Consider the following 25,060-nt stretch of genomic DNA (forward strand, 5'->3'; position numbering starts at 1 on the left):
AACCGGTGCGGTGCTAGTTTTTTTCGTTCGTCTCAGTTCTTTTTCACGGCCGGTACGCAGACCAGCACCGAGACGATCGCGATCACGCAGGCGACGACGCCGGTCATGATCCCGCCGAAGGCGGCGCTTGCGAGTCCGCTCGGGTTACCGGAGATCATCGTGCCGTACACCACCGTCGCGATCGCCAGGCCGAAGCTGCCGCCGAGCGAGCTGGCCATCTTGTAGATGCCGGACGCCGAGCCGGCCTTCTCCGGGGGCGCTTCACCGACCGCGATATTGGTCGAAGGCGTGGCGGAGATGCCGAACCCGAGACCCATCAACGCAAGGCCGACGGCCACCAGCACCAGATACAGGGTGCCGTCGATGAAGGTCAGGGCTTGCATCGCGATGCCGATTGCAGCGAGCGAGCAGCCGACGAGCATGGGGCTGCGCGCACCGAACTTGCGACCGATCTTCTCGCCGACGCGGATCATCACGAGCGTGGCGGCGGTATAACCCAGGGTGAGCATGCCGGCGTCGAACGGCGTCAGGCCGCGGCCCTGTTGCAGGTAGGTCATCAGGATCATCAGGCTGCCGAGCGTCGAGTTCAGCATGAAGTTCGAGATCACCGCACCGTTGTAGGAGCGGCGCTTGAGCAGCGAGAGGTCGACCAGCGGCGACTTGCGCTGCTTCTCGTACAGCGCGAAGGCGAGCAGCGCGACGAATGCGATGACGAAGCCGCTGACGATCACGACGTCCGTCCAGCCCAGCGAACGGCCCTTCGTGATGCTCAGGTTCAGCGTCAGCAGGCCCACGACCAGCAGGACGAGGCCGATGACGTCGAAGCGCTGGTCGCGCGGCCCGTGCTCGTTCTTGCTTTCGGGCGTTGCCGCCATCGCATACAGCGCGATCAACGCGACCGGGATGACGAGCCAGAAGGCCCAGCGCCAGCCGAGATACGAGGCGACCGCGCCGCCGAAGAGGTTGCACAGGCCGCCGCCGCCCCACGACGAGATCGACCAGAAGCTCAGAGCACGCAGGCGCTCCGGGCCGGTGTAGTAGGCATTCACCAGTGCGAGTGTGGAGGGCATGATCATCGCGGCGGCGATGCCCTGCAGCGCGCGGCCGACCGTCAGGATCGTGGTGTTTTCGGCAATGCCGCACACCGCTGCGCCGATCATCGCGACCACCAGGCCGGCGCGGGCGACCTTAACGCGTCCGATCTTGTCGGCGATACTGCCTGCCGGGACGATGAACACGCCGGACATCAGGGCGGTGATGCTGATGGGCAGGCCGAGTTCGTCGGCGCTGATCCCGAATGCGGTGCTGATCGTCGGCACCAGGGCCGTGATTGCGAGTGCGAAGAGCCAATAAGTCGATACGCCGAGACACATGCCGAGAATCAGGCGATTGGTACCGCGGTAACCGGATGCCACGGCATCGGCCGGAATCCGGGTTGTGGCTAGTGCAGTGGACATGATGCTCACCTTTAGTTTTTTGCTGACTCGATTCGCCGTCGATGCCTCCGCTGCGTAACGCGGAGGCGTGATCGGTGCTCAGGTGCCGAAGAAGTAGTTGCGTTCTTCAACAGTTGCAAAAGTAAACAAACTAGTTGCGCAATGCAACTAAAAGTGAGCGACTGTTGACGAATGTCAAAAGGCCGTCCGCGAGGGGATGGTGCGTCCGGGTGGCATGGAAACGCGATCGCATGCCGTGCGTCCGTTCCCGCAGGAGCGCGGCGGCACGGCACGGAAAGCCTTCGATCTCGTTTGCGACGGCGCCGCGGATGCGGGCCTGCGTGTGCGCAGGAGTCGCCGCGACGACCGACGTCGCGGCGCGGAGGAATGCCGGCGTAGGGGAATGCCGGCGGAGGAGAGAGTGATGCCGCGGACGCGGATCAGGCCGCTTCGAAGTGCTCCAGCATCAGCTGCAGGCTGGTGACGCCGTTGTATTCGTTCGGCGCAAGGCGGAATGCCGCCCGGATCTGCTGCGGCGCGCCTTCGGCAAAATTGAAGCGGATGCCGTCGAAGCGCACGTTGTTCTTCGAAAGCTGCAGCTTGAGGTGCTTGTCCTTGAGCAGACGTTGGTTGTCGACCCGGAACACGTCGTCGAACAGCGGTGCCGGGAAACCCTGGCCCCAGATGTCCTGCTCGATCAGCCGCGCGGCTTCCAGGCTCATGTAGCCGGTCTCGAGCGGTCCGTCGGTGTCCAGCGTGCGGGTCAGGTCCGCGGCTTCCACGAGGGACTGCACCGTTTCCTCGAACACGCGCTGGAAGCGGTCGTAGTCGTCCTCGCGGATCGTCAGGCCCGCAGCCATCGAGTGCCCGCCGAAGCGCAGGATCAGGTCGGGGTACTGCTTGCTCACCAGATCGAGCGCGTCACGCAGATGCAGGTTCTGGATCGAGCGGCCGGAGCCCTTCAACTGGCCCTCGTCGCCGCGGGCGAAGGCGATCACCGGGCGGTGCAGCCTTTCCTTGATCCGGCCGGCGACGATCCCGATCACGCCCTGGTGCCAGTCAGGCTCGAACAGGCTGACGGTGGCGCAGTTGCCCGGGTCGAAATCCGCCAGGCGCGCGAGGGCCTCCTCCTGCATGCCCTGCTCGATGCTGCGCCGTTCGCGATTGAGGCGGTCGAGTTCCTGTGCGATGTTGAGCGCCCTGCCCATGTCGTCGGTGACCAGGCATTCGATGCCGAGGCTCATGTCCGACAGGCGCCCGGCGGCGTTCAGGCGCGGGCCGAGCCCGAACCCCATGTCGAAGGTGCTCGCGCGCGCAGGGTCGCGAGCGGCGACGGAGAACAGCGCGCGGATGCCCGGATGCATGCGGTCGGCGCGCATCCGCGCGAGGCCCTGCGACACGAGGATGCGGTTGTTGTGGTCGAGCTTCACGACGTCGGCGACCGTACCGAGGGCCACGAGGTCGAGCAGTTCGCCGAGGTTCGGTTCCTGCCGCCCGGCAAACGCGCCGCGCTCGCGCAACTCTGCGCGCAGCGCGAGCATGGTGTAGAACATCACGCCGACGCCGGCGAGCGACTTGCTCGGGAAGTCGCAACCCGGCTGGTTCGGATTCACGATCACGTCGGCATCGGGGAGCGTGTCGCCTGGCAGGTGGTGATCGGTGATCACCGTGGCCATGCCGTAGCTGCGCGCCGCAGCGACGCCTTCCACGCTGGCGATGCCGTTGTCGACGGTGATCAGGACGTCGGGCTCCATGCGCGCGGCCAACTCGACGATGGCGGGCGTCAGCCCGTAACCATACTCGAAGCGGTTCGGCACCAGGTAGCCGACGTCTGCACCGAAGGCCCGCAGGGCCCGCACGCCCACCGCGCAGGCCGTTGCCCCGTCGCAGTCGTAGTCGGCGACGATCACCATGCGCGCGCCGGCCTCGATCGCATCGGCCAGCAACGCCGCGGCTTCGCTCGCACCCTTGAGGGCTGCGGGCGGAATCATGGCCTTGAGCGAGTAGTCGAGCTCATCGCGACGTGAGATGCCGCGCGCGGCGTAGATGCGGGCGAGCAGCGGATGGGTGCCGGCGTCGATCAGGCGTTGCATGGAGCGGGGCGGAATCGCCCGCGTCTGGATTCGGGTCATCGTGTGCCTGGATGTTGAGGGGGGCGGGAGTCGGCAGGTGCTCCCGGCGGGGAGGCGACGGCTGGCGCGATCGACTTCAGCAGCGTGTCCAGCGAAAGGGGCTTGCGCCAGAATTTCCATGTATCGGCGGCGCGCACTTCGAGCTCGAGTGTCCCGCGGTCGCCCGGCGCGGTGATCTTCAAGGCCCGCAGGCGCCGTCCGCGCAGGGCCGCCGCGAGCGGCGCGAACCAGCTGTGTTCGAGCTTCGCGAGCCGGGTTCTCCAGCTCTCGATATCGAGATGCCGCGCCGGCAGCAGCAGATCGTCGAGCACGACCAGCGCGTCACCGTCCAGGGCCGTGGTGCAATCCGGTGCAGCCACGGAGCAGCCTGCCGCGAGGGCGAAGCCGCGCATCAGCGGATCGTCCGCCTGGATGGCGCGTGCGGCCGAGCGCTGCGCGGGACGCGGCAGGCCGGCCCCCCAGAACCAGAGGCTGTTCGCCGGCCGGTGACCGGCGGCTTCGCGTGCCTGATTGACCGGATGGTTGTGCAGCACGATCTGCAGCTCATTCATCGTGCGCTGCCACAGGCGGGCGTCCTCGCCTTCCGGAAGGAAGTCGCGGACCGGGCGGCCGACCACGTCGTGCAGGGGAAAGAAGCGCGTGCGCGCAGGGGCTGCGAGGCGCAGGTACCAGCGGTTCGACGTGGCCGCCTCGAAGCTGCCGAGGTCGCCGAAGGTGTCATTGAGGGCGGCGATGAGCGCGGCGACGTCCTCCGGCCCGAGTTCGCCGGCGGGAAATTCGTTGAGCAGCAGGTGCTCGCGGGCGAACGAAAGATTGACCGGGTCCGCACACAGCCAGCTCGCGGCGGCAGCGGGCGCGGGCAGTGCGGGTTCGCCGAGTCGGCGCAGGGCGGCGAGTGGAGGGGCTCCCTCATCGTCGGGATAGCCCATCAGTCGCGCGAGCTGCGCGTCGAGCGGTTCGAAGGGCGCGAAGCTGCGCCTTCCCTGGCCGAGCAGCCACGCGAGCGAAGTCAGTTCGAGGCCCGAGGCGGGGCTGATGGCGGAGGCCGCCGGCCAGATCAGGCCGGGGACGACAAGATGAATCTGCATGGGACGCCGGGTGAAAATCCGCGCCGAGTCTAGCATACCGCCCGCCCGGCCCGAGCGTGGTAAGCCGGGCACGGCGGATTCCGCCCGTGCAGCCCTTATGCCTTCTTCGCCCAGGCGATGCAGTAGCCGTTCGGCGAGATCTCGGTGTCGTTGGGGAAGACCTTGCAGCCGCCCGGGGCGGTGGATGACGCTCCGGGAACGAACAGGTTGCAGTCCAGGCACTTCTTGTCGCCTTCGGGTGTGTCCTTGTATTTCATCGAGGTGCGGATGCCGTCGTTTTTCGCAGCCATGGCAACGATCGGAATCAATGCGAGGGTCATGCCACCCATTTTCAGCATGTTGCGGCGGGACTGAATCATCGGACTCTCCTGTTTTCTGGCCCAAGTCGGGTGACAGGTATTATCCATATGGAATTACAATATTCCAATAGAATTTAATGGCGAGCCGTTCGCCTGCGCGCAGTGCGTCGCTATCGCCCGGGCGAACGGCCCCAGAAACGATTCGGGCGCCCCGGAACCATCGCTGATGGTTCCGGGGCGCCCGTTTATGGGTGGAGTGACGGATGCCCTTGCGGCATCCGGTCCAACTTACTTTCCGCGAACGAGTACCAGCGAAGTGGTGGCGAGGCGAACTAGATCCTCGGCCACGTTGCCGACGAACAGCCGCGCGAAGCCGCGGCGTCCGTGCGTTCCTGCGACGATCACGTCTGCCTGCCAGGCGGTCGCGCCTTCGACGATCCATTCGGCGACGCGCTTGTGCGCGAGTTCGATCTTGTCCTCGCTTTCGAGCAGTGCGGTATCAACCTGCACGCCGGCGTCGGCGGCCTTCTTCGCTGCCGCGTCGAGCAGGGCGGTGCCGGCCTTGCGCATGGCATCTTCGACCTGAGCGACGTCCAGAATCGCCTCGAGTCCCACGGCGCTGCGGACCGGGGCCTCGTCGGCAACGTGCACGATGCGCAGGGCTGCACCCAGAGCCTTGGCGAGCGTGATCGCTTCGTCCAGGGCGGCGTTGGAGGTCGCGCTGTCATCGACCGCGACCAGAATCCTCTTGTACATGTGATGCTCCGATGAATACGGGATGATTGGTTTTCGCGAAGGGCCGGCACCGTCCGCGAACGGGGCGCCGGCCACAGTTCCCGGCCCTTACGGCGTCGGCACCAGCAGGGTGAAGGGCGGAACGTAGGCCTGCAGCGTCACCAGCAGACCGACGAGGACGGCCAGCGCGATCGAGTGGAAGAACACGTAGCGCAGGATGTCGCCTTCGTGTCCGAACCAGCGCGTGGCCGTACTCGCCACGACGATCGACTGGGCATCGATCATCTTGCCCATCACGCCACCGGAGCTGTTCGCCGACGCCATTAGGATCGGGTTCAACCCGAGTTGTTCCGCCGTGACCTTTTGCAGGCCGCCAAACAGCACGTTCGCGGCGGTGTCCGAACCGGTCAGCGCCACGCCCAGCCAGCCGAGCAGGGTGCCGAACAGCGGGTACAGCGCGCCGGTGTTCGCGAAGGCGAGGCCCAGCGTTGCGTCGAGGCCCGAGTAGCGGGTCAGGTAGCCGAGGCCCAGCATGATCACGATCGTCAGCAGCGACATCTTGACCAGCTTGATCGTCCGCCAGTAGACACCGAAGAGCTGTCCGAGGCTGAACTTCATCAGCAGTCCGGAGACGATCGAGGCGATGAAGATACCGCTACCGGTGGCCGACAGCCAGTTGAGGGTGTACACCGCCGCTTCCTTGTGCGGGGCGGCCACGACCGGAGGAACCTTCTCGATGAGGTTGTGCAGGCCGGTGAAGGGAATCTTGAAAATCGAGATCGTGTCCAGCCACTTCTTGAAGTCCGGGATGCCCCAGATGAACACGAAGACGGTGAGAACGATCCAGGGCACCCACGCGGCGATCACTGCGCGGCGGTCCGGGCGAACGTTCGAGGCGGCCTTGGCGGGTTCCTGCGCCACCTGGCTTGCGGAGTCGTCCTTGCGGCCCTGCAGCGCGGTCGAGGTCCACACCTGCTTGGGCTTCCACACCTTCAGGAAGAGGATCAGCGACACCATCGAGATGATCGCGGCCACCACGTCCACCAGCCAGGGGCCATGGAAGTTGGAAACGAGGAACTGCGGGATCGCGAACGACACACCGGTCACGAGGATCGCGGGCCAGATCTGGATCATGCCGCGGAAGCCGGCAAACGCCCAGATCAGCCAGAACGGTACCAGCAGCGAGAAGAACGGCAGCTGACGGCCGATCATCGCCGACAGGTGGCCGAGGTCGAGGCCCGTGACGGCGGCGAGGGCGATCACCGGCGTACCGAGCGCGCCGTAGGCCACCGGTGCGGTGTTCGCGATGAGGGCGAGGCCCGAAGCGGCCAGGGGCGAGAAGCCCAGGCCGATCAGGATTGCGCCGGTCACGGCGACGGGGGTGCCGAAGCCGGCGGCGCCCTCGAAGAACGCGCCGAAGCTGAACGCGATCAGCAGCAGCTGCAAGCGCCGGTCATCGGTGATGCCGGTGAGGCTTTCCTGCAGCACCTTGAAGGACCCGTTCTCGGTCGTGAGCTGATGCAGGAAGATGATGTTGAGCACGATCCAGCCGATCGGCAGCAAGCCGAACATGGCGCCGTACAGCGTTGCATTGCCTGCCATCGCGGCCGGCATCCCGAACACGAAGATCGCGATCAGGAGTGCGCTGCCCAGACCCAGCGCGGCGGCGACGTGGGCTTTCATGTGCAGGAAACCGAGGCCGACGAGCATCACGACGACGGGAATCGCCGCGACTGCGCTCGAGAGCCAGATATTGTTGAATGGATCGTAAAGCTGTTGCCAGACCACGTCGTGTTCCCCCTTTAATTGTTTGACGGACCGTGAACCGAATTCGCATTGCGTAGCGAACGATACGAATAAGTTGTCTGACAAACTACCGGGGTATTCCCTGTCGGGGGAAACCCGTACGTAGGGGCGGTCTGCGACGGCCCAATGTTGTCAGTCGTTCCGATCGCAGGATGCACAAACTCCCAATTCGGCCGTGCAAAGGGCACAATGACAGGTTTTCCCATAATCGCCGGCGGTTTCCGCCCGAAGCAATGCGATACGAACTATTGGTTGGACTGCGCTATACCCGCTCGCGAAAACGCGCCCAGGGTCGCAACCGTTTCATTTCCTTCATCTCCCTCGTGTCTATGCTGGGCACGGGTCTGGGCGTCGCCGCGCTGATCGTCGTGTTGTCGGTGATGAACGGTTTTCAGGAAGAATTGCGCACGCGCATTCTCGGCGTTGCCTCCCATATCCAGATCTCCGGCCCCGGCGGCGAGCTCGACTCGTGGCAGCAGGTGGCCGACGAGGCGAGCCGTCATCCCGATGTGCGGGGAGCGGCTCCGTATGTCCAGGAACAGGGCATGCTGTCCTTCGACCAGGCGGTGCGCGGCACGCTCGTGCGCGGCGTGCTGCCGGACGCCGAGGAGAAAGTGGCGGACTTTGCGCGCCACATGCGTGCGGGCCGTTTCGATGCGCTGCAGCCGGGGCGCTTCGGCATCATTCTCGGGCGGGACCTGGCCTTCGCGCTGCGCGTCCAGGTCGGCGACAAGGTGACCCTCATCGCCCCGCAGGGGCTCGTGACGCCGGCAGCGGTGCTGCCGCGGGTCAAGCAGTTCGAAGTGGTCGGCATCTTCGAGGCCGGCATGTACGAATATGATTCGGGACTGGCGCTGGTGCACATGCAGGATGCGCAGGTGCTGTACCGGCTCGACGAACGCGTGAGTGGCGTGCGTCTAAAGCTCGACGACCTCTTCGCCGCGCCGCGCGTGGCGCGGGAACTGGCCGGATCGATGACATCCGACCTCGCTGTCAGCGACTGGACGCGCAGCCACGCCAACTTCTTCCGGGCGGTGGCGCTGGAGAAGACCATGATGACGATCATCCTCTTCCTGATCGTCGCGGTCGCCGCCTTCAACATCGTCTCGACGCTGGTCATGGCGGTGCAGGAAAAGTACGCCGACATCGCGATCCTGCGCACGCTGGGCGCGAGCCCGGGCTCGATCATGGCGATCTTCGTGCTGCAGGGCGCGATCATCGGACTCGTGGGCCTTGCGGGCGGCGTGATCGGCGGGCTGCTGCTGGCCGGCAACCTCGACGTGATCATCCCGGCGCTCGAAACGCTGACCGGCGCGACGCTGTGGAACAAGGAAATCTATTACATCAGCGAACTGCCGTCGAAGGTGCTGCCGTCGGACGTCATCACCATCGTGTCGGTGTCCTTCGTCCTGACCCTGGTTGCGACCCTGTATCCGAGCTGGCGCGCGAGCCGCGTGAATCCCGCGGAGGCGCTGCGCTATGAGTGATCCGATGAACGAAACGGTACTGGCCTGCCGCGGCCTGTCCAAGAGCTTCCGCGAGGGCGCCGATGCCGTGCGGGTGCTGCACGACGTGACGCTGGAAGTGAAGCGCGGCGAGCGGTTGTCCATCGTGGGAGCGTCCGGTTCGGGCAAGAGCACCCTGCTGCATCTGCTGGGTGGGCTGGACGTGCCGGGCGCGGGCTCCGTGGAGCTGATGGGGCGCGAATTCTCGCGCATGTCGGACGCCGAGCGGGGCGAGGCACGCAATGAAAGGCTGGGCTTCGTGTACCAGTTCCATCATCTGCTGCACGAGTTCTCGGCCCTCGAGAACGTCGCGATGCCGCTCTACATCCGGCGCCTGGATCGTGCCGAAGCGGACGCGCGCGCCGAAGCCATGCTCAAGGAGGTCGGGCTAGGCCACCGCCTCGACCACGCACCGGGCGAACTCTCGGGCGGCGAGCGTCAGCGTGCCGCGATCGCGCGGGCGCTGGTGACGCAGCCGGCCTGCGTGCTGGCCGACGAGCCGACCGGCAACCTCGACCGCAAGACGGCCGAGGTGATCTTCGACCTGATGCTGAGCCTCAACGAGCGGCACGCGACCAGCTTCGTGATCGTCACGCACGACGAGGGGCTCGCACGCCGCACGCAGCGCACGCTGCGCCTCGACGACGGACGCCTGATCTGAAACCGCGCAGCGCGCTCGCGGATCCCGCTCATGATTCGCAGCTGCGCCGCGCGCGGCGGCTGTGCCACGCACGGATCAGCCATAGCCGCCAGGCTGCCTTGACGCCGATGTAACCCGCCAGGGAGAAGATCGCGGCGAGCAGGATCAGCCCGAGCGCCAGCGGCTTGCCCAGTCCGACCATCCAGTCGGCCACTTCCCCGAGCCACTGGGCGAACTGCAGGTCCCCCATGTCCGGCGGCTTCACGAAGCCGTTGGTGCTCAGCCCCATCGCGCGGGTGCCGAGACCGTACGCGAGCACGTAGAGCGGGACGATGGTGAGGGGATTCGAATACAGCGTGGTCAGCACCGCGAGCGGAAGGTTGACGCGGAACAGCACGCACCCGGCCGCCGCGGCAAGTGCCTGGAAAGGGCCGGGAATCAGTCCGCAGAACAGACCCAGCGCGATCCCGCCAGCCGCCGAGTGACGGTTCAGGTGCCACAGGCGCGGGTGGAGCAGCGAGTTGGAGAACGGACGCAGCCAGCGGTTGCTGTGCACCGATTCATGATTCGGCAGGAAACGCTTGATCGTCTTGCGCATTCTGGCTGGCGGATTCCATGTCCAGTTCATTGTCGCGGCGGCAGCGGTTGGTGCCGCTATCCGCGCGACATCGCCGTACTTGTCCGCAGTCGGCTCCGCGGGCATGATTACGGCGTATGCAAATAGCAATTTTCGTGTTTGCGGTGGGCGTCTGGGGCGGGCAGTACCAGACGCAGCTGCCCTCGTACGCATGGCTCGCCGTTCTTTCGAGCGGTTTGACCGCCGCCGCGGCCGTCGCGTTTCAATGGTACAAGGCGGGTGTGGTGCGTGCGAACCTGTTTCGCGCGCTGGTCCTGGCGGTCGCGCTGGGTGCCGGTTTTGCGTGGTCGAGCTGGCGCGCCGCATGGCGGATCGCCGACGAACTGCCCAGAGTGCTCGAAATGCGCGATGTCGAGCTCACCGGTGTCGTCGCGGAGCTGCCCGAAGTGGGCGAACAGGGCGTGCGCTTCGTCTTCGAGGTCGAGAAGGCCTCCGCCGCCGTGCCGGAGCGCGTGCTCCTGTCGTGGTATGCGGCCGAGCGGAGTGGCGCCGTCGTGCCGTCCCTGCGGCCCGGGGAGCGCTGGCAGTTCACCGTGCGGCTCAAGCGGCCCCACGGCCTCGCGAATCCGGAACTTTTCGATTACGAGGCGGCGCTGCTCGAGCGCGGCATTCGCGCCACCGGCAGCGTACGCCCGGTTCCCGCGCCGGCCCGTGTCGACGATTTCGTCCTGCGCCCGGCAACGCTCGTGCATCGCCTGCGCGATTCGATCCGCGCGCGCTTCCTGGCGGCGCTGCCGGGGGCCGACTACGCCGGGGTGCTCGTCGCGCTGGCGGTCGGGGACCAGCGAGCCATTCCCGACGATCAGTGGACGGTCTTCCGCAACACCGGCATTAGTCATCTCATCAGCATCTCCGGACTACACGTGTCGATGGTGGGGCTGCTCCTGGGTTGGCTGGCCGGAAAGGCGTGGCGCCGGTCGCAGCGGCGGTTGTTGCGACTGCCGGCCATGAAGGTCGCCGCCGCGACAGGGTTCGCCGCGGCGGCAGTCTATGCGGTTCTTGCCGGCATGGGCATTCCGACGCAGCGTTCGCTGATCATGATCGCCGTGGTCGCAGTAGCGCTCCTCGGCGGGCGGGCGCCATCCGGCGGTATCGTGCTCGCGCTCGCCTTGCTGTGTGTGCTGCTGTTCGATCCGTGGGCGGTGCTGGCGGCGGGGTTCTGGCTGTCCTTCGGTGCGGTCGCGATCCTGATGTTCCTGCTCGGCGGTCGCGTCGCGGCTGCGAAAGGCTGGCGCGCGGCGGTGGCGAGCCAGCTCGGCATCACCCTCGCGATGGTCCCGGGGTTGGTCGTCCTGTTCAATGGATTTTCCGTGGTTTCGCCGCTCGCCAATGCGCTGGCGATTCCGCTCGTGAGCTTCGTGATCACCCCGCTTACCCTGCTCGCCATCGTCCTGCCCGTCACAGGGCTGCTGGAACTGGCGCATTGGTTCTTCGGCGTGTTGATGGTATTCCTCGAGTGGCTGGCGGCCTTGCCCTTCGCGATGTGGTCGCAGGCCGCGCCGCCGGGCGTGCTGACCGTTGCCGGGTTCGTCGGGGTGGCATGGCTGATGTTGCCGCGCGGTACACCCGCGCGCGCGGCGGGGGCGCTGGCGATGCTGCCGATGCTCGCGTGGGTGCCCGACCGACCCGCGTACGGCGCGTTCCGCATGGTCGTCCTGGATGTCGGGCAGGGCACCGCCGTGCATGTCCGCACCGCCCGCCATGAGCTCATCTACGACACCGGGCCGGCCTACCGCCAGGGTGGTGATGCCGCTCTGCGGGTCCTCGTCCCATATCTCGGCGCCGTCGGTGTCCGGCGCCTCGACCGCCTCATCGTCTCGCACGATGATCTGGACCATTCCGGGGGCATGTCGTCGCTGCTCGCGGGTGTCGAGGTGAGAGAAGTCATGGCCAATTTCGCGGTGCCTGCACCGTCGAGCGCGCAGCCGCAGCGGGTGACGCGTCCGTGCCTCGCGGGCGACAGCTGGTCCTGGGACGGGGTGGAGTTCCGCATCCTTCATCCGGACGAAAAGGAACTTGGCAAGACGTCGGATAACGACGCGTCCTGTGTGTTGCGGGTCGCGGCGCCCGGCGGCTCGGCCCTGCTCGCGGGTGACATCGAGCGCGGTGCCGAGCAACGGCTGATCGCGCAGGCGGGCGGATCCCTCGCGAGTACGGTCGTCGTCGTTCCGCACCACGGAAGCCGGTCGTCGTCCGGCGACTTCTTCGTCGCCGGCGTGGCGCCGCGTGCCGCGATCCATTCGGCGGGTTATCTAAACCAGTTCCATCACCCGCATCCGACCGTGCTGCAGCGCTGGGCGGCGGCGGGTGCAGCGAACTGGCGCACGGACGAGCAGGGAGCGATCCTTGTCGATGCCGGTGCAAGAGGTCTCGAGATCGCCTCCTGGCGCGATCTGGGGCGCCGCTACTGGTACGGGCGTTAGGCCGTCGTCCTGCTACACTTCGCCACTCTGCCGCGTACATCAAGAACCCGATTCGATGAGCCTGCTCGACTCCCTGCGCCGTCTGTTACGACCGGATCCGTACCCTTCGCGTGCTGCGGAGGCCGCAGTCGATCGGCCGTGGCACGGGGTGCGCGAACGGTCGGTGCAATGCATCGGTCCGCACGGTTTTCACCGCATGGCCTATACGGAGTGGGGTAACCCGGCGAACCGCAAGGTGCTCGTGTGCGCGCACGGCCTCACGCGCAACGGGCGCGATTTCGATTTCCTCGCGCAGGCGCTGGCGGACGATTACCGCGTGGTCTGTCCCGACGTACCCGGGCGCGGGCGCAGCGACTGGCTCGGGGTCAAGTCGGACTACGGTTTCCCCTTGTATGTCGCAGATATGGTCACGCTGCTCGCGCGGCTCGACGCCGACACGGTGCATTGGGTCGGCACCTCGATGGGCGGGATCATCGGCATGCTGCTCGCCAGCCGGCCGCACACGCCGATCTCGCGGCTGGTGCTGAATGACGTCGGTCCCGTGATCACGGCGGCTTCGTTGCGGCGCATCGGCGAATACGTCGGGAGGGCGCCGAAATTCGGCAGCATGGCGGAGGCCGAGGCCTGGATCCGCACGGTCAGCGCGCCCTTCGGTCCGCTCACGGACGAGCAGTGGCGGCACCTCACGCGGTATTCGGTGCGTCCCGTCGATGGGGGCTTCGCGATGGTGTACGACCCCGGGCTGGGCGACGTCTTCCGCGATGCTCCCGTCGTGGTCGATGTCGATCTGTGGGACGTGTACAAGGCGATCCAGTGTCCCACGCTCGCGATTCGCGGTGCCGAGTCGGATCTGCTCACACCCGAAATTTTTCGACAGATGGGTGAAACCGGGCCCCGCGCGCGCCTCGCGGAGATCCCCGGCGTCGGTCACGCGCCGGTGCTCATGGACCGCGAACAGATCGCGCTGGTGCGCGGTTTCCTGCTGGAATGATGAATCGCGCGCCGCAGGAGGCAGGGTTCCGATGAGCGGCATCTCGACGCTCGACTGGATTGCACTCGGCTGGTTCCTCACCGCTTGGGCGGGTTACGGCTGGATCTCGGAAAACAGCCGCTGGGCGCAGCGCGGGCTGATGGGCGTGAGCCATCGTTTCCGGCTCGACTGGGCGCGCGAGATGCTGGCGCGCGATCTGCGCGTCAGTGATGCGGCATTGGTGGGGAACCTGATGCAGAGCGTGTCCTTCTATGCGAACACGACGATCTACATCATCGCCGGCCTGCTCGCCGTTCTCGGCGCACTCGACCAGGCGATGCGCTTCACCGCCGACCTGCCGTTTGCGCGTGCAACCTCGCGCGAGCTGGGCGAACTGAAGCTCTTGCTGTTGCTGACTGTCTTTGTTGTCGCATACTTCAAGTTCACGTGGTCGCTGCGCCAGTTCAACATGCTGTCGATCCTGATCGGCGCAAGTCCCACGAATCCGGACGGGGAAGGGCGCGAGCGCATGGTGCAGCGCGTGGCGATGGTGAACTCGCTGGCCGGCGACGAGTTCAATCGCGGCATCCGCGCCTACTATTTCGGCCTTGCTGCGGTCGCCTGGTTCATCCAGCCCTGGCTCTTCCTGTTTCTGACCGCCTTGGTTGTAGGCGTGCTGTATCGCCGCGACTTTGCGTCGTCCGTGCTGGTGGCGCTCGACCGCGACGGCGCCTGATCCGGCTGCGCCCGCGCGGTCGAGTCAGTCGTCTCCGCCTGACGAGCGCTGCGGATCGAAGCGGATCGAGGCCGAGTTGATGCAGTAGCGCAGCCCCGTAGGGGCCGGTCCGTCCTCGAACACGTGTCCGAGATGAGCGCCGCACTTCCGGCACAGCACCTCCGTGCGATGCATGAAGTGCGAGCGGTCTTCGGCCTCGTCGACGTTTTCGGGGGCGGCCGCGGTCCAGAAGCTGGGCCAGCCGCAGCCGGCGTCGAACTTGTGTTCGGAGTCGAACAGCGGCGTACCGCAGCAGATGCAGCGGTACTCGCCGTTTTCCCAGAAGTTCCAGTATTCCCCGGTGAAGGCACGCTCGGTGCCTTTCTGCCGGGCTACCTCGTACTGCGTCGGCGACAGTTGCGCGCGCCACTCGGCGTCGGTCTTTTCGATCTTGCGGCTCATTCGTTTCTCCTTCGTCGGAACCGCGCGCGCAATCTTTTCAGTGCAGGTGGCGCGGTGCCTGCTCGCCGTGCTCGTCAGGCATCTCCGCGTGCACGATTTCGCCCTCCGGCGAGGGGTAGAGCGGTGCGCCGCAGTCGTCGCAGTATTCGAGCGGGAAACGGTGCTCGAGGTTCACGATCTCGGTGACGCCGCAGTCGCGCAGCACCGCCTCGATCTCCGAGTGCGAATCGGCCGTTTCGTCTTCCGCACCCAGCAGCGGCCACACGACACCGTGAACGACCTCTTCCTTGCCGCGCATCGTCAGGCCGACCCGGTATTCCTCGAGTTCGCGGTCGTAGAAGGGCGCGATGACGGCACGGACGTTCGCGGCGGGCGTATCCAGCTCCGCGCCGAGGAACGCCACGGAGGCGCGGATCGCGTACGGGCGGCTGTCCTTGTCGGCCTGGCGGCTGGCGGCAAAGTACGCTTCAGGTAGCACCACTTCCATCGCGCAGCCCGGCAGCAGAGGCGTGAGGCACGCCCCGCCCTGCATGCGCCACTGCGTCATGCATTGTTCGCGCGTGCGGTCGGGCTGCTGCCACGCGAACAGCGCCTCGCCCTTCGGCACCGCGATCGCTGCGAGCAGGTAACGGGTGTCCGACAGGAATTGCGCCGTCTCCGGCATGCCTTCGGTGTCGATGCGCAGATCCTTCCCGGCGACGGCGGCACGCCCGAGTTCGGCGGCGAATGCGGCGGTCGCGCAGTAGCCCTGTGGCAGCTGGTCGGGGCTGAAGAGATAATCGGCCATCGCCAGCTTCACCTTGTCCGCGAGCACGTGCGCCTGCAGATGCACCCGCAGGTTCGCCAGTACCGAGGCGGAAATGGTGTTCGACGGAATGCGGTAGCGCGACCACGCCAGCACCGGTGCGGCGATGAGCAGGACGTCGTGATCCTGGGAAACACCGGAAGCGCTCTCCGCGCGTGACTCGATGTAGTCCGCCAGTTCGTCGTACGCGCGCGGATCGGCGGCGTAGAGGTGGTCGAGCGCGGAGTTCAGGGTGTCCTCGCTGCCTTCCTCCAGCATGCGGTCAAGGCTGTCGCACAGCAGCCGGTCCCAGTAGCGGTCTTCGGCACGGCTGCCGGACTCGGCCAGGCCCGTTGCGAGCCAGATCAGGTTTTCGGCGTCGCGGCCCAAACCACCGCGGCGTTTTTGACGGGGTCTCTTCATGGAAATTCCTGTTTGGGAATGTTGCAGCGCCTGCGCCGCTCAGTACGCAGGCTTGTTTAGCCTTACGGCCTGGAGGATGGTAGCCGAAATCTCCTCGATCGATTTCGTTGTCGAGTCCAGCCACTGGATGTTCTCGCGCCGCATCAGCTTCTGCGCGGCCTCGATCTCGAAGCGGCAATTCTCGATCGCCGCGTAGCGGCTGTTCGGGCGACGCTCCTGGCGGATCTGCGAGAGGCGTTCGGCCGCGATCGTGAGCCCGAACAGCTTGCCGCGGTGGCGGTGCAGTTCGCCGGGCAGCTTGTTGCGTTCGAAATCCTCGGGGATGAGCGGGTAGTTCGCGGCCTTCACGCCGAACTGCATCGCAAGATAGAGGCTCGTCGGCGTCTTGCCCGAGCGCGACACGCCGACGAGGATCACGTCCGCGTCCGCGAGTTCGCCGTCCGACGAGATGCCGTCGTCGTGTGCCATCGCGAAGTTGATCGCCTCGATGCGCGCCTTGTAGTCCTGGCTCTCGGCAATGCCATGGAAACGTCCGACCGTGTGCGTGGAGCGCTGGCCGAGTTCGGCCTCCAGGGGCACGATGAACTGCTCGAACAGGTCGACGAACAGCGCGTCGGCATCACGCAATCCGCTTTCCGGCTGCGGATTCACCAGGGTGCTGAAGACGATCGGGCGCACGCCGTCCGCCTCGCGCGCTTCGCGGATCAGGCGCGCCGCATCGAGTGCCTTGTCGAGGTCGTCGACAAAGGGAATGCGCACCTGGCGCAGCCCCGACTTCGGGAACTGTGCGAGCAGGCTGTGGCCTAGTGTTTCGGCCGTGATGCCGGTGCCGTCGGAGATGAAGAATACGGTCCGGGGGGGAGTCTCGCTCATGATTGGTGGCCGAAGATCGTTACATACGGGAAAACCTGCCGTGCGGCAAAGCAGCAAATTTCGGTAAAATCACATTTTGCTTTCTCCCCCACAAAACCGGAAGGCCATTCATGTCCCGTTATGTCATCCCCTTCACTGAACTGCGCATGTCGGACGTAGAGCAGGTCGGTGGCAAGAACGCCTCGCTTGGCGAAATGATCAGCCAGCTGCCCTCGAGTGTGCGGGTTCCTGGCGGTTTCGCCACCACTGCCGATGCGTTCCGCGAGTTTCTCGCTCACCAGGGGCTCGCGGAGAAGATTCGCGCTGCACTGGATGCGCTGGATGTGGATGATGTCGAAAAGCTGGCGAAGACCGGCGCACAGATTCGCCAGTGGGTTGTCGAGACTCCCTTCCCGGCCAAGCTGGAAGAAGAGATTCAGGCAGCGTACAACGCACTGACAGCAGAAGGCGAGGGCAGTTTCGCGGTGCGCTCGTCGGCAACTGCAGAAGATCTCCCGGATGCCTCGTTCGCCGGCCAGCAGGAAACCTTCCTGAACATCCACGGCTACGAGAACATCCTGCACGCGATGAAGGAAGTGTTCGCCTCGCTCTACAACGACCGCGCCATCGCCTACCGCGTGCACAAGGGCTTCGCCCACGCCGACGTCGCACTGTCGGCCGGCGTGCAGCGCATGGTGCGCTCGGATACCGGTGCCTCGGGCGTGATGTTCACGATCGACACCGAATCGGGCTTCGACAAGGTCGTGTTCATCACGGCCTCCTACGGGCTGGGCGAGACGGTCGTGCAGGGCGCGGTGAATCCGGACGAGTTCTACGTGCACAAGCCGACCCTGGAGCTGGGCAAGCCTGCGGTGATCCGCCGCAACCTCGGCTCCAAGCTGATCAAGATGATCTTCGCGGACAAGAAGGAAGCGGGCAAGTCGGTGCGCACCGTCGATGTGCCCGAAGCCGACCGCGTGAAGTTCTCCCTGACGAACGAGGACGTGCTGGAACTCGCGCGCTACGCCGTCGTGATCGAGAAGCACTACGGCCGTCCGATGGACATCGAGTGGGGCAAGGACGGCCAGGACGGCAAGCTCTACATCCTTCAGGCGCGTCCCGAGACCGTGAAGAGCCAGGCCAGCGGCCTGGTGATGGAGAAGTACCGCCTCAAGCAGTATGGCAAGGCCATGACGCACGGCCGCGCGATCGGTCAGAAGATCGGCGCCGGCACCGTGCGTGTCGTTGCCGATGCGTCCGAGATGAGCCGCGTGCAGGCCGGCGACATCCTCGTCACCGACATGACCGACCCCAACTGGGAGCCGGTGATGAAGCGCGCCAGCGCGATCGTGACGAACCGCGGCGGCCGTACCTGCCACGCGGCGATCATCGCGCGCGAGCTGGGCATCCCGGCGATCGTCGGCTGCGGCAACGCCACCGAAGTGCTGAGCGAGGGCGACTCGGTGACCGTGTCGTGCGCTGAAGGCGACACCGGCTACGTGTATCGCGGCAAGCTCGATTTCGAGGTCATCAAGACGGACATGGGCAATCTGCCCGAGATCCCGGTCAAGATCATGATGAACGTCGGCAACCCCGAACTCGCCTTCGAATTCGCGCAGATTCCGAACGGCGGCGTCGGCCTTGCGCGCCTAGAGTTCGTCATCAACAACATGATCGGCATCCACCCCAAGGCGATCCTCGAAATCAACCAGGTGCCGGCGAGCCTGCGCGACGAGATCCTGCGCCGTTCGCGCGGCTATGCGACGCCGAAGCAGTTCTTCATCGAGAAGCTGGTCGAGGGCGTCGCCACGATCGCCGCGGCCTTCTACCCGAAGCCCGTTATCGTGCGCATGTCCGACTTCAAGTCGAACGAATACCGCAAGCTCCTCGGCGGCGAGATTTACGAGCCGGAAGAAGAGAACCCGATGCTGGGTTTCCGCGGTGCCTCGCGCTACATCGCGCACAGCTTCCGCGACTGCTTCGAGCTCGAATGCATCGCGATGAAGAAGGTGCGCAACGAGCTTGGGCTGACCAACGTCCAGATCATGGTGCCCTTCGTGCGCAACGTCGAGGAAGCCAAGGGCGTGGTCGACCTGCTCGCCGCGCACGGCCTCAAGCGCGGCACGAACGATCTCAAGCTCATCATGATGTGCGAGATCCCGTCCAACGCGCTGCTCGCCGACCAGTTCCTCGAGCACTTCGACGGCTTCTCGATCGGCTCGAACGACCTCACCCAGCTCACGCTGGGCCTTGACCGCGACTCGGGGCTCGTCGCTCATGCGTTCGACGAGCGCGATCCGGCCGTGAAGCAGCTGCTGTCGATGGCGATCAAATCAGCGAACCGCCTCGGCAAGTACGTCGGCATCTGCGGCCAGGGTCCGTCGGACCACGCCGATTTCGCCGAATGGCTGATGGACGAGGGCATCCAGACGATCTCGCTCAACCCCGATACTGTCGTCGATACCTGGCTCAAGCTGTCGGTACACGCCGGCAAGTAATGTCGCGTCCTGCGGAACGACAACGGCGGCCTCGGCCGCCGTTTTTTTTTCGCAACGCAGTCAATTGGACGGCCTTGAGTCGCATCAATTGCGAGATGCTAACCACAGTCTATTATTTCGAAGCAAACAAATTCTGAAAACGGTGGCCGAATCCGAGGGCCGCCTTGGGGCGCAGTGGAGCGCACGGCAACGACAGAAAGGAGATGCGAATAATGGGTGTGATCGAAGGTGCAGTGCGTGATCTTCTCGAGAAGACGGAGTTCGTGACGATCGTCACCGAAGGCCCGGATGGGCCACACGTGGTTGGAAACTGGGGCGACTACCTGCGACGCCTCGGGATCGAGGGGGACAAGCTGGTTCTGCCCGCCGGGTACTATCGCAAGACGGAGGAAAATCTGCGAAGCAACCCACGTGTCCAGATCCTGGCTGCATCGCGTTCGGTAGAGGGTAGTCACGGGCCCGGCCAAGGCTGCCTGCTGCATGGGACCGGAGCGATCGTGAACGACCCGGAACTGCTTGAGCGCGTGAAGGCGTCGTTTCCGTGGGCGCGCGCCGTGCTGGTGATCGAGGTCGGGCGGGCCGAATTGCAGCTCTGAACGCTTGGCGCCCCGCGGGGCGCCAAGCCAGTGGAATTGCGGGTGTGCGGCCCGCGCGCGAGCTCACAGTGCGGCCGCGACCCGCGTTCCCTGATCGATGGCCCGCTTGGCATCGAGTTCCGCGGCGACGTCCGCGCCACCCACGAGATGGACGTCCATTCCCGCCGCCTGCAGCGGAGCTTGCAGGTTGCGCAGCGGATCCTGGCCCGCGCACACGACGATCGTGTCGACGGGCAGGAGTTTTTCCTCGTCACCCAGTCGCAGGTGCAGGCCGGCATCGTCGATCTTCGCGTAGCTGACGCCGGCGAGCATCTTGACTCCGCGCCGACCAAGCAGCGTGCGCCGGATCCAGCCGGTGGTCTTCGCGAGGCCGTCGCCGACCTTGCTCGGCTTGCGCTGCAACAGCCACAGTTCGCGCGTGCGCGCTTCCTCTACCGGCGGGCACAGGCCCCCGCGTGCCGCGTAGGTGGCGTCGATCCCCCACTCGCGGCGGTAATGTTCCACCGGATCGTCGGCGAGATCGGCGTGGGTGAGAAATTCGCTGACGTCGAAGCCGATTCCGCCCGCGCCGATCACGGCAACCTTCCGGCCGACCGGCTTGCTTCCCGTTATCACGTCGATGTAGCTCGCGACCTTGGGATGATCGATGCCGGGAATCTCGGGGGTACGCGGCGTGATTCCGGTCGCAAGCACCACCGTGTCGAAGCGTCCGACAAGTTCCTCGGTGGTGACGCGGTGGTTCAGGCGGATGTCCACCCCGGCCTTTTCCAGGCGCCGGTCGAAATAGCGCAGCGTTTCGGCAAATTCCTCCTTGCCGGGAATCCGTTTCGCGAGGTTGAACTGGCCCCCGATCCGGGCCGATGCGTCGAACAGCGTCACCGCATGGCCGCGCTCAGCCGCAGTGGCGGCAGCAGCCATGCCTGCGGGGCCGGCGCCGACCACGGCCACGCGCTTCTTGTCCCGTGCCGGGGAGATCACGAGTTCCGTTTCGCGGCATGCGATCGGGTTCACCAGGCAGGTGCAGGGCTTGGCCTCGAAAATGTGGTCGAGGCAGGCTTGATTGCACGCGATGCAGGTGTTGATCTCGTCGCCGCGTCCCGATGCGGCCTTGGCGACGAAATCCGGATCGGCGAGGAAGGGGCGTGCCATCGAGACCATGTCGGCGTCGCCGCGGGCGAGAACCTGCTCGGCAACTTCCGGCGTGTTGATGCGGTTCGAGGTGACCAGGGGAATTCGGACCTCGCCCTTCATTCGGCGTGTGACCCAGCTGAAGGCTGCGCGCGGCACCATCGTCGCGATCGTAGGGATGCGCGCCTCGTGCCAGCCCACCCCGGTGTTGATGATCGTCGCTCCGGCGGCCTCGATGGCCTTTGCGAGCGCGACGATCTCCTGCCACGGGGCACCGCCGTCGACCAGGTCGAGCATGGAGATACGGTAGATGATGATGAAGTTCGGACCCACGCGTTCGCGCACGCGCCGCACGATCTCGATCGGGAAGCGGTGGCGGTTCTCCATGCTGCCGCCCCAGCGGTCGGTGCGGTGGTTGGTGTGCAGTACCGTGAATTCGTTGAGCAGGTAGCCCTCCGAGCCCATCACCTCGACGCCGTCGTAGCCCGCCCGCTGCGCCAGGGCTGCGCATCCGGCGTACTCTTCGATCGTGCGCTCGATGTCCTCCTCGGTCATCTCGCGCGGTGTCACCGGCGAGATCGGCGCCTTCAGGGGCGAAGGCGCGACCGAGCCGCGGTGATAGGCGTATCGGCCGGTATGGAGGATCTGCATGCAGATGCGCCCGCCCTCGGCGTGGACGGCGTCTGCGATCAGGCGGTGCTGCGCAAGCTCCTCGTCATTGGTCAATGCACTGGCGCCGGGAAAGATCAGGCCTTCGGAATTCGGCGAGATGCCTCCGGTCACGATCAGTCCGACGCCGCCGCGCGCGCGCGCCGCGTAGAAGGCGGCGAGTTTCCGGAAGCCGTTGTCGGACTCTTCCAGACCAGTGTGCATCGAGCCCATCAGCACACGATTCTTGAGCGTGCAGAATCCCAGGTCGAGCGGTTGGAGCAGGGTCGGATAGGCGTTCGCAGTGGTCACTCGGGTCTCCTCGGATATCGTTTTTCGGGGCTGGAACGTACGGTTCCGTATTGTGCCGTTAGCGTGATGGTAGTGCCTTGGGGCGGTGTGGTCCAGAGCGGCGCACCCTTGCGACGCCTTGCGCCGCAAAGCCTGATGATTGCGGGGCAGGACGCCATTCCGGAGGCATTCGGGCGTGCGCGGGCGGGCCTGCGGCTTGACGCATCGCCTTGATTCGGTGCTAGAATTCGGCGCCCTTGTTCCGGCGTTTTGAGTTTGCACGAATGGATTTGGCCGGGATCCGTTTTCGCCCACCGCGCGGGCTAGCCTGTGCGGTGCCTGGTCAATGTCTCAGTTGGAGGAGACGGATGGCTTTTGTCATTCTTTCCGCCGGAACGCTAACGCAGTCGAAAGTGCGCACGATCAGCGCACGTTCGTTTCTGGCGGGCGCCAGCCTCGCGGTGCTGGCAGCGCTTGGGGGCGGCTTCGCCCTCGGGTACGTTTTCAAGTCGCCGGCGAGTTCCGCCGCGGCATCTTTGGAAGATGGAGGCGAGCCTTCTGCAAGCCCTGAAGCACGTCTGCTGATCGGTCGCTTCGGCGAGCTTGCGGGCCGGATGGTGCAACTCGAAGCGGAAGCCAAAGGGCTCGCGAATCGTATTGGCGTCCTGAAGGACTTCGAGGCTCGCCTCAACGAAAGTTCAGACGCTGAAAGCAAGACCGGGCGTGTCGCCAAGACGCCGCCGGCGTCTTCCGGCGGTCCGCTGCTCGATCCGACGGCCGCGTTCGCGCCCCGGATCGCCGATCCGGTGAAGGCCTTGACGCGCTCGCCCTTGATGTCGGACATGGACGACGCCGGCAAGCTCTCGGACGAACTCAAGCGAATGGAGCGCGACATCGAGCGGGTCAGCGAAACCTTCGCCCATCTCGACAACGTCGCGACCTCGTTCAGCCTCGCGCAGATGGCATTTCCCGGGCGCGCTCCGGTTCCGGATGTCGAGGTTAACTCGAATTACGGCAACCGGCTCGACCCCTTCCGCAACCGTCTCGCCTTTCACAGTGGCGTCGACTACCCGGCTCCGCGCGGGACGATGATCGTTGCCAGCGGTGGCGGGCGTGTCGTGTACGCGGGTTCTCGCGTGGAGTATGGCAGGACCGTCGAAATCGACCACGGCGGCGGACTCGTGACACGCTACGCTCATGCGTCCAGACTGCTGGTCACCCCGGGGCAGATCGTGATGCCCGGGCAGAAGATCGCCGAGGTCGGGTCGACCGGGCGCTCGACCGGTTCACACCTGCATTTCGAGGTCATCAAGGACGGGCTGGTCGTCGATCCCGCTTCCTACCTGGCGCGCTTCTGAGTGCCGCCGATGAGGGAAGCGCGACGTTCGCCGAATCACGACCTGACGCGCAACGAGTACGCACTGAGTCCGGCGAGCCGGGGCTTCGGCCGCATGGCGTTCGTGTTGGGTGCCGCGCTTGCGGTGGCATTGTTTGCAGTGGCCGGACTGCGTTTCTTCGAGAATAACCTCGCGCCTGCTTCCTATCTTTCCAACGTGCGCGCGGAAAACCTCGAACTCAGGAAGGAGCTTGCCAAGGTCCGTCTGGAGTTGGAGGTGGAGCTGGCGACGCGCGGCGAGCTGGAGCGTCAGGTCGCGGCGCTCAACGAACAGCTCAAACTGGTGGGCGACGAGCTGGCATTCCTGAAGTCCGCCGGGGCACGCAGGCCGGAGAAGTGATCCGCGGCGCCGGGCAGGCGCGGTAATTCAAACGGGAGGCAGGACAGATGTTCTTCGGACGCAAGCGCAGCCGCACGATCGAAATGACCAAGCTTTCGAGCCTGGTTGCGGATAATCTCGAAATCGTCGGAGACGTGATCTTCTCGGCCGGGCTGAGGGTCGACGGCAGGATCCAGGGGAATGTCATCAGCAAGGATGGCGAGCGCAGCCTGCTCGTGCTCAGCGAGAAAGGCTCGATCAACGGGCGCGTGCGCGCCTACGATGCGGTGATCAACGGCGCGATCACGGGCGACCTTGAGGTCGAGCATTTTCTCGAACTGCAGGCGAATGCGAGGGTCTCCGGCAACATCATCTATCGTCAACTGCAGATGGAATGTGGCGCGGTCGTCGATGGCAAGCTGGAAAAACTCGAGGATGGTGCATCAGGGGCCAACGTCATCGAGCTCGCCAGCTCCACCCCGGCTGCGGCGACGCGCTAGACGCGCCTCTACGAGCGGACGGTCGGGCGCGGCGGTGCCGCGCTGAACCGCCTACGCCCGGGTCTGAGCGCTGTCCCCGCCTGCCGTTTCGTCCTGCAACCAGCCCAGGCGGAGGAATATCATCCACGCCGCCCACGCGGCGAACCACGTCGCATAGAAGCTGAACACGATGTCGCTCAGGAAATGTCCCCCCTGGGCGATCCTTCCGAGCCCGAAGACGGTTCCGACGACCAGGCCGATCAGGGTCCAGCGTCGACGCGCGGCGACACCTCCAAGAAAGCCGAGGCTCACTATGTAGAACCCGGCGGAGGCGTGTCCGCTGACGAACGAGCAGTTCTTGTCGCATTGATCCGACGGTCGTGTTGCGGGCGTGAAGGTCCTGGTGCCCCCGAACTGCTCGACCATGTGCGGCCGCGCCCGACCCCAGTAGTCCTTCAGGCCGACGTCGATCAGGAGGCCGGGCCCGAGGGCAAGTGCGGTGATCAGATAGGCGACCTGGATGCGGCGTCTGCGCCCGGTCGTCCCGCGTTGCATCGAGTAAGCGAACAGGGCGATGAACAGGCCGATGATCGTCGCCTTCGACATCAGCGGAATACCGCGGTAGAGCGACTGGACGAGCGGATTGTAGTCGCCCGAGAAGCCGCGCGCTGAATCATAGAATATTCCCGAGACCGCGAGATCGAGCTCGGGCCATGCCGTGAATACCAAGGCGCAGGCCGCCATCGTTACGGCCATCCACATTGTCAGCCGGCTCATCGGGAGTTGCTCCTGCCGTGC

Annotated in this window: 22 protein-coding genes; 10 read left to right on the plus strand and 12 right to left on the minus strand. The window is 65.6% G+C overall.

Annotation, left to right across the window (positions count from 1 at the left end; all coding sequences use genetic code 11):
• Positions 1–32: 32 nt before the first annotated feature.
• The 6 genes from F464_RS0111765 to F464_RS0111790 form a co-directional block, all read right to left on the minus strand.
• Positions 33–1,457: an MFS transporter gene (locus tag F464_RS0111765; protein WP_051092281.1), complete on the minus strand. Its 1,425-nt coding sequence runs from the start codon at positions 1,455–1,457 to the stop codon at positions 33–35.
• A gap of 419 nt (positions 1,458–1,876) precedes the next feature.
• Entirely contained in the window at positions 1,877–3,568 is a 1,692-nt protein-coding gene (gene recJ, locus F464_RS0111770; RefSeq protein WP_026295939.1) for a single-stranded-DNA-specific exonuclease RecJ, read from the minus strand.
• Complete coding sequence (locus F464_RS0111775; protein WP_018990015.1) at positions 3,565–4,656, minus strand: hypothetical protein; 1,092 nt, start codon at positions 4,654–4,656, stop codon at positions 3,565–3,567. The genes recJ and F464_RS0111775 overlap by 4 nt, the downstream gene beginning before the upstream one ends.
• A gap of 95 nt (positions 4,657–4,751) precedes the next feature.
• Entirely contained in the window at positions 4,752–5,015 is a 264-nt protein-coding gene (locus tag F464_RS0111780; RefSeq protein ID WP_018990016.1) for a high-potential iron-sulfur protein, read from the minus strand.
• 228 nt (positions 5,016–5,243) lie between these two features.
• A complete protein-coding gene (locus F464_RS0111785) occupies positions 5,244–5,711 on the minus strand; it encodes a universal stress protein (protein ID WP_018990017.1) in 468 nt (155 codons plus the stop codon).
• An 87-nt stretch (positions 5,712–5,798) separates the two neighbouring features.
• Positions 5,799–7,478, minus strand: a complete 1,680-nt coding sequence (locus F464_RS0111790) for an L-lactate permease (RefSeq protein ID WP_018990018.1) — start codon at positions 7,476–7,478, stop codon at positions 5,799–5,801.
• Positions 7,479–7,729: 251 nt separating this feature from the next.
• Between F464_RS0111790 and F464_RS0111795 the strand changes: the two genes are divergently transcribed.
• Complete coding sequence (locus F464_RS0111795) at positions 7,730–8,983, plus strand: lipoprotein-releasing ABC transporter permease subunit (protein WP_026295940.1); 1,254 nt, start codon at positions 7,730–7,732, stop codon at positions 8,981–8,983.
• Entirely contained in the window at positions 8,976–9,662 is a 687-nt protein-coding gene (lolD, locus tag F464_RS0111800) for a lipoprotein-releasing ABC transporter ATP-binding protein LolD (protein ID WP_018990020.1), read from the plus strand. The genes F464_RS0111795 and lolD overlap by 8 nt, the downstream gene beginning before the upstream one ends.
• Positions 9,663–9,690: 28 nt before the next feature.
• Here lolD and F464_RS0111805 read toward each other — a convergent pair whose 3' ends face one another.
• Positions 9,691–10,239 carry a DUF2062 domain-containing protein gene (locus F464_RS0111805; protein WP_018990021.1) on the minus strand — a complete coding sequence of 183 codons (549 nt, stop codon included), beginning with the start codon at positions 10,237–10,239 and terminating at the stop codon, positions 9,691–9,693.
• Positions 10,240–10,355: 116 nt separating this feature from the next.
• On the opposite strand from F464_RS0111805, the gene F464_RS0111810 reads away from it, so the two are divergent.
• From F464_RS0111810 to F464_RS0111820, 3 genes are read left to right on the plus strand one after another with little or no spacing between them, the layout of a single operon-like run.
• Positions 10,356–12,701 (plus strand): DNA internalization-related competence protein ComEC/Rec2, encoded by a 2,346-nt coding sequence (locus F464_RS0111810; RefSeq protein WP_018990022.1) that lies wholly within the window; start codon positions 10,356–10,358, stop codon positions 12,699–12,701.
• 55 nt (positions 12,702–12,756) lie between these two features.
• Complete coding sequence (locus F464_RS0111815) at positions 12,757–13,692, plus strand: alpha/beta fold hydrolase (RefSeq protein ID WP_026295941.1); 936 nt, start codon at positions 12,757–12,759, stop codon at positions 13,690–13,692.
• A gap of 31 nt (positions 13,693–13,723) precedes the next feature.
• Entirely contained in the window at positions 13,724–14,407 is a 684-nt protein-coding gene (locus tag F464_RS0111820) for a DUF599 domain-containing protein (protein ID WP_018990024.1), read from the plus strand.
• Between the two features lie 24 nt (positions 14,408–14,431).
• On the opposite strand, the gene msrB is transcribed toward F464_RS0111820, so the two are convergent.
• The 3 genes from msrB to ppsR are packed head-to-tail and all read right to left on the minus strand — an operon-like array spanning position 14,432 to position 16,928.
• Complete coding sequence (gene msrB / locus F464_RS0111825; RefSeq protein ID WP_018990025.1) at positions 14,432–14,848, minus strand: peptide-methionine (R)-S-oxide reductase MsrB; 417 nt, start codon at positions 14,846–14,848, stop codon at positions 14,432–14,434.
• Between the two features lie 37 nt (positions 14,849–14,885).
• Positions 14,886–16,055, minus strand: coding sequence for a DUF2863 family protein (locus tag F464_RS0111830; RefSeq protein ID WP_026295942.1), 1,170 nt, complete (start codon positions 16,053–16,055; stop codon positions 14,886–14,888).
• A gap of 39 nt (positions 16,056–16,094) precedes the next feature.
• Positions 16,095–16,928 (minus strand): posphoenolpyruvate synthetase regulatory kinase/phosphorylase PpsR, encoded by an 834-nt coding sequence (gene ppsR / locus F464_RS0111835; protein ID WP_018990027.1) that lies wholly within the window; start codon positions 16,926–16,928, stop codon positions 16,095–16,097.
• Between the two features lie 110 nt (positions 16,929–17,038).
• Between ppsR and ppsA the strand changes: the two genes are divergently transcribed.
• Positions 17,039–19,405, plus strand: a complete 2,367-nt coding sequence (gene ppsA / locus F464_RS0111840) for a phosphoenolpyruvate synthase (RefSeq protein WP_018990028.1) — start codon at positions 17,039–17,041, stop codon at positions 19,403–19,405.
• A gap of 212 nt (positions 19,406–19,617) precedes the next feature.
• Positions 19,618–20,001 (plus strand): pyridoxamine 5'-phosphate oxidase family protein, encoded by a 384-nt coding sequence (locus F464_RS0111845; RefSeq protein ID WP_018990029.1) that lies wholly within the window; start codon positions 19,618–19,620, stop codon positions 19,999–20,001.
• 63 nt (positions 20,002–20,064) lie between these two features.
• On the opposite strand, the gene F464_RS0111850 is transcribed toward F464_RS0111845, so the two are convergent.
• The gene (locus F464_RS0111850; RefSeq protein WP_018990030.1) at positions 20,065–22,089 is read right to left on the minus strand and encodes an NADPH-dependent 2,4-dienoyl-CoA reductase; all 2,025 of its coding nucleotides are present in this window, start codon (positions 22,087–22,089) and stop codon (positions 20,065–20,067) included.
• Between the two features lie 263 nt (positions 22,090–22,352).
• Between F464_RS0111850 and F464_RS0111855 the strand changes: the two genes are divergently transcribed.
• The 3 genes from F464_RS0111855 to F464_RS0111865 are packed head-to-tail and all read left to right on the plus strand — an operon-like array spanning position 22,353 to position 24,283.
• Positions 22,353–23,426 carry a M23 family metallopeptidase gene (locus F464_RS0111855; RefSeq protein ID WP_232428897.1) on the plus strand — a complete coding sequence of 358 codons (1,074 nt, stop codon included), beginning with the start codon at positions 22,353–22,355 and terminating at the stop codon, positions 23,424–23,426.
• A 9-nt stretch (positions 23,427–23,435) separates the two neighbouring features.
• The gene (locus F464_RS0111860) at positions 23,436–23,804 is read left to right on the plus strand and encodes a hypothetical protein (protein WP_018990032.1); all 369 of its coding nucleotides are present in this window, start codon (positions 23,436–23,438) and stop codon (positions 23,802–23,804) included.
• Between the two features lie 47 nt (positions 23,805–23,851).
• Entirely contained in the window at positions 23,852–24,283 is a 432-nt protein-coding gene (locus tag F464_RS0111865; RefSeq protein WP_018990033.1) for a bactofilin family protein, read from the plus strand.
• Positions 24,284–24,334: 51 nt separating this feature from the next.
• Here the strand turns inward: F464_RS0111865 and F464_RS28360 are convergent, their stop codons facing one another.
• Positions 24,335–25,039 carry a phosphatase PAP2 family protein gene (locus tag F464_RS28360; RefSeq protein ID WP_018990034.1) on the minus strand — a complete coding sequence of 235 codons (705 nt, stop codon included), beginning with the start codon at positions 25,037–25,039 and terminating at the stop codon, positions 24,335–24,337.
• Between the last annotated feature and the right edge of the window lie 21 nt (positions 25,040–25,060).

Origin of the sequence: Aromatoleum toluclasticum ATCC 700605, assembly GCF_000378245.1 — a bacterium.
Classification (GTDB): Bacteria; Pseudomonadota; Gammaproteobacteria; order Burkholderiales; family Rhodocyclaceae; genus Aromatoleum; species Aromatoleum toluclasticum.

Bases quoted from the DNA above. Each gene is read 5' to 3' on its own strand.
- F464_RS0111855 (WP_232428897.1), top strand. From the start codon at position 22,353: ATGGATTTGGCCGGGATCCGTTTTCGCCCACCGCGCGGGCTAGCCTGT.
- ppsA (WP_018990028.1), top strand. From the start codon at position 17,039: ATGTCCCGTTATGTCATCCCCTTCACTGAACTGCGCATGTCGGACGTA.
- F464_RS28360 (WP_018990034.1), bottom strand. From the start codon at position 25,039: ATGAGCCGGCTGACAATGTGGATGGCCGTAACGATGGCGGCCTGCGCC.
- F464_RS0111775 (WP_018990015.1), bottom strand. From the start codon at position 4,656: ATGCAGATTCATCTTGTCGTCCCCGGCCTGATCTGGCCGGCGGCCTCC.
- F464_RS0111865 (WP_018990033.1), top strand. From the start codon at position 23,852: ATGTTCTTCGGACGCAAGCGCAGCCGCACGATCGAAATGACCAAGCTT.
- F464_RS0111830 (WP_026295942.1), bottom strand. From the start codon at position 16,055: ATGAAGAGACCCCGTCAAAAACGCCGCGGTGGTTTGGGCCGCGACGCC.
- F464_RS0111815 (WP_026295941.1), top strand. From the start codon at position 12,757: ATGAGCCTGCTCGACTCCCTGCGCCGTCTGTTACGACCGGATCCGTAC.
- F464_RS0111765 (WP_051092281.1), bottom strand. From the start codon at position 1,457: ATGTCCACTGCACTAGCCACAACCCGGATTCCGGCCGATGCCGTGGCA.
- F464_RS0111785 (WP_018990017.1), bottom strand. From the start codon at position 5,711: ATGTACAAGAGGATTCTGGTCGCGGTCGATGACAGCGCGACCTCCAAC.
- F464_RS0111820 (WP_018990024.1), top strand. From the start codon at position 13,724: ATGAGCGGCATCTCGACGCTCGACTGGATTGCACTCGGCTGGTTCCTC.
- F464_RS0111860 (WP_018990032.1), top strand. From the start codon at position 23,436: ATGAGGGAAGCGCGACGTTCGCCGAATCACGACCTGACGCGCAACGAG.
- F464_RS0111845 (WP_018990029.1), top strand. From the start codon at position 19,618: ATGGGTGTGATCGAAGGTGCAGTGCGTGATCTTCTCGAGAAGACGGAG.
- F464_RS0111805 (WP_018990021.1), bottom strand. From the start codon at position 10,239: ATGCGCAAGACGATCAAGCGTTTCCTGCCGAATCATGAATCGGTGCAC.
- lolD (WP_018990020.1), top strand. From the start codon at position 8,976: ATGAGTGATCCGATGAACGAAACGGTACTGGCCTGCCGCGGCCTGTCC.
- recJ (WP_026295939.1), bottom strand. From the start codon at position 3,568: ATGACCCGAATCCAGACGCGGGCGATTCCGCCCCGCTCCATGCAACGC.
- ppsR (WP_018990027.1), bottom strand. From the start codon at position 16,928: ATGAGCGAGACTCCCCCCCGGACCGTATTCTTCATCTCCGACGGCACC.
- F464_RS0111795 (WP_026295940.1), top strand. From the start codon at position 7,730: ATGCGATACGAACTATTGGTTGGACTGCGCTATACCCGCTCGCGAAAA.
- F464_RS0111810 (WP_018990022.1), top strand. From the start codon at position 10,356: ATGCAAATAGCAATTTTCGTGTTTGCGGTGGGCGTCTGGGGCGGGCAG.
- msrB (WP_018990025.1), bottom strand. From the start codon at position 14,848: ATGAGCCGCAAGATCGAAAAGACCGACGCCGAGTGGCGCGCGCAACTG.
- F464_RS0111780 (WP_018990016.1), bottom strand. From the start codon at position 5,015: ATGATTCAGTCCCGCCGCAACATGCTGAAAATGGGTGGCATGACCCTC.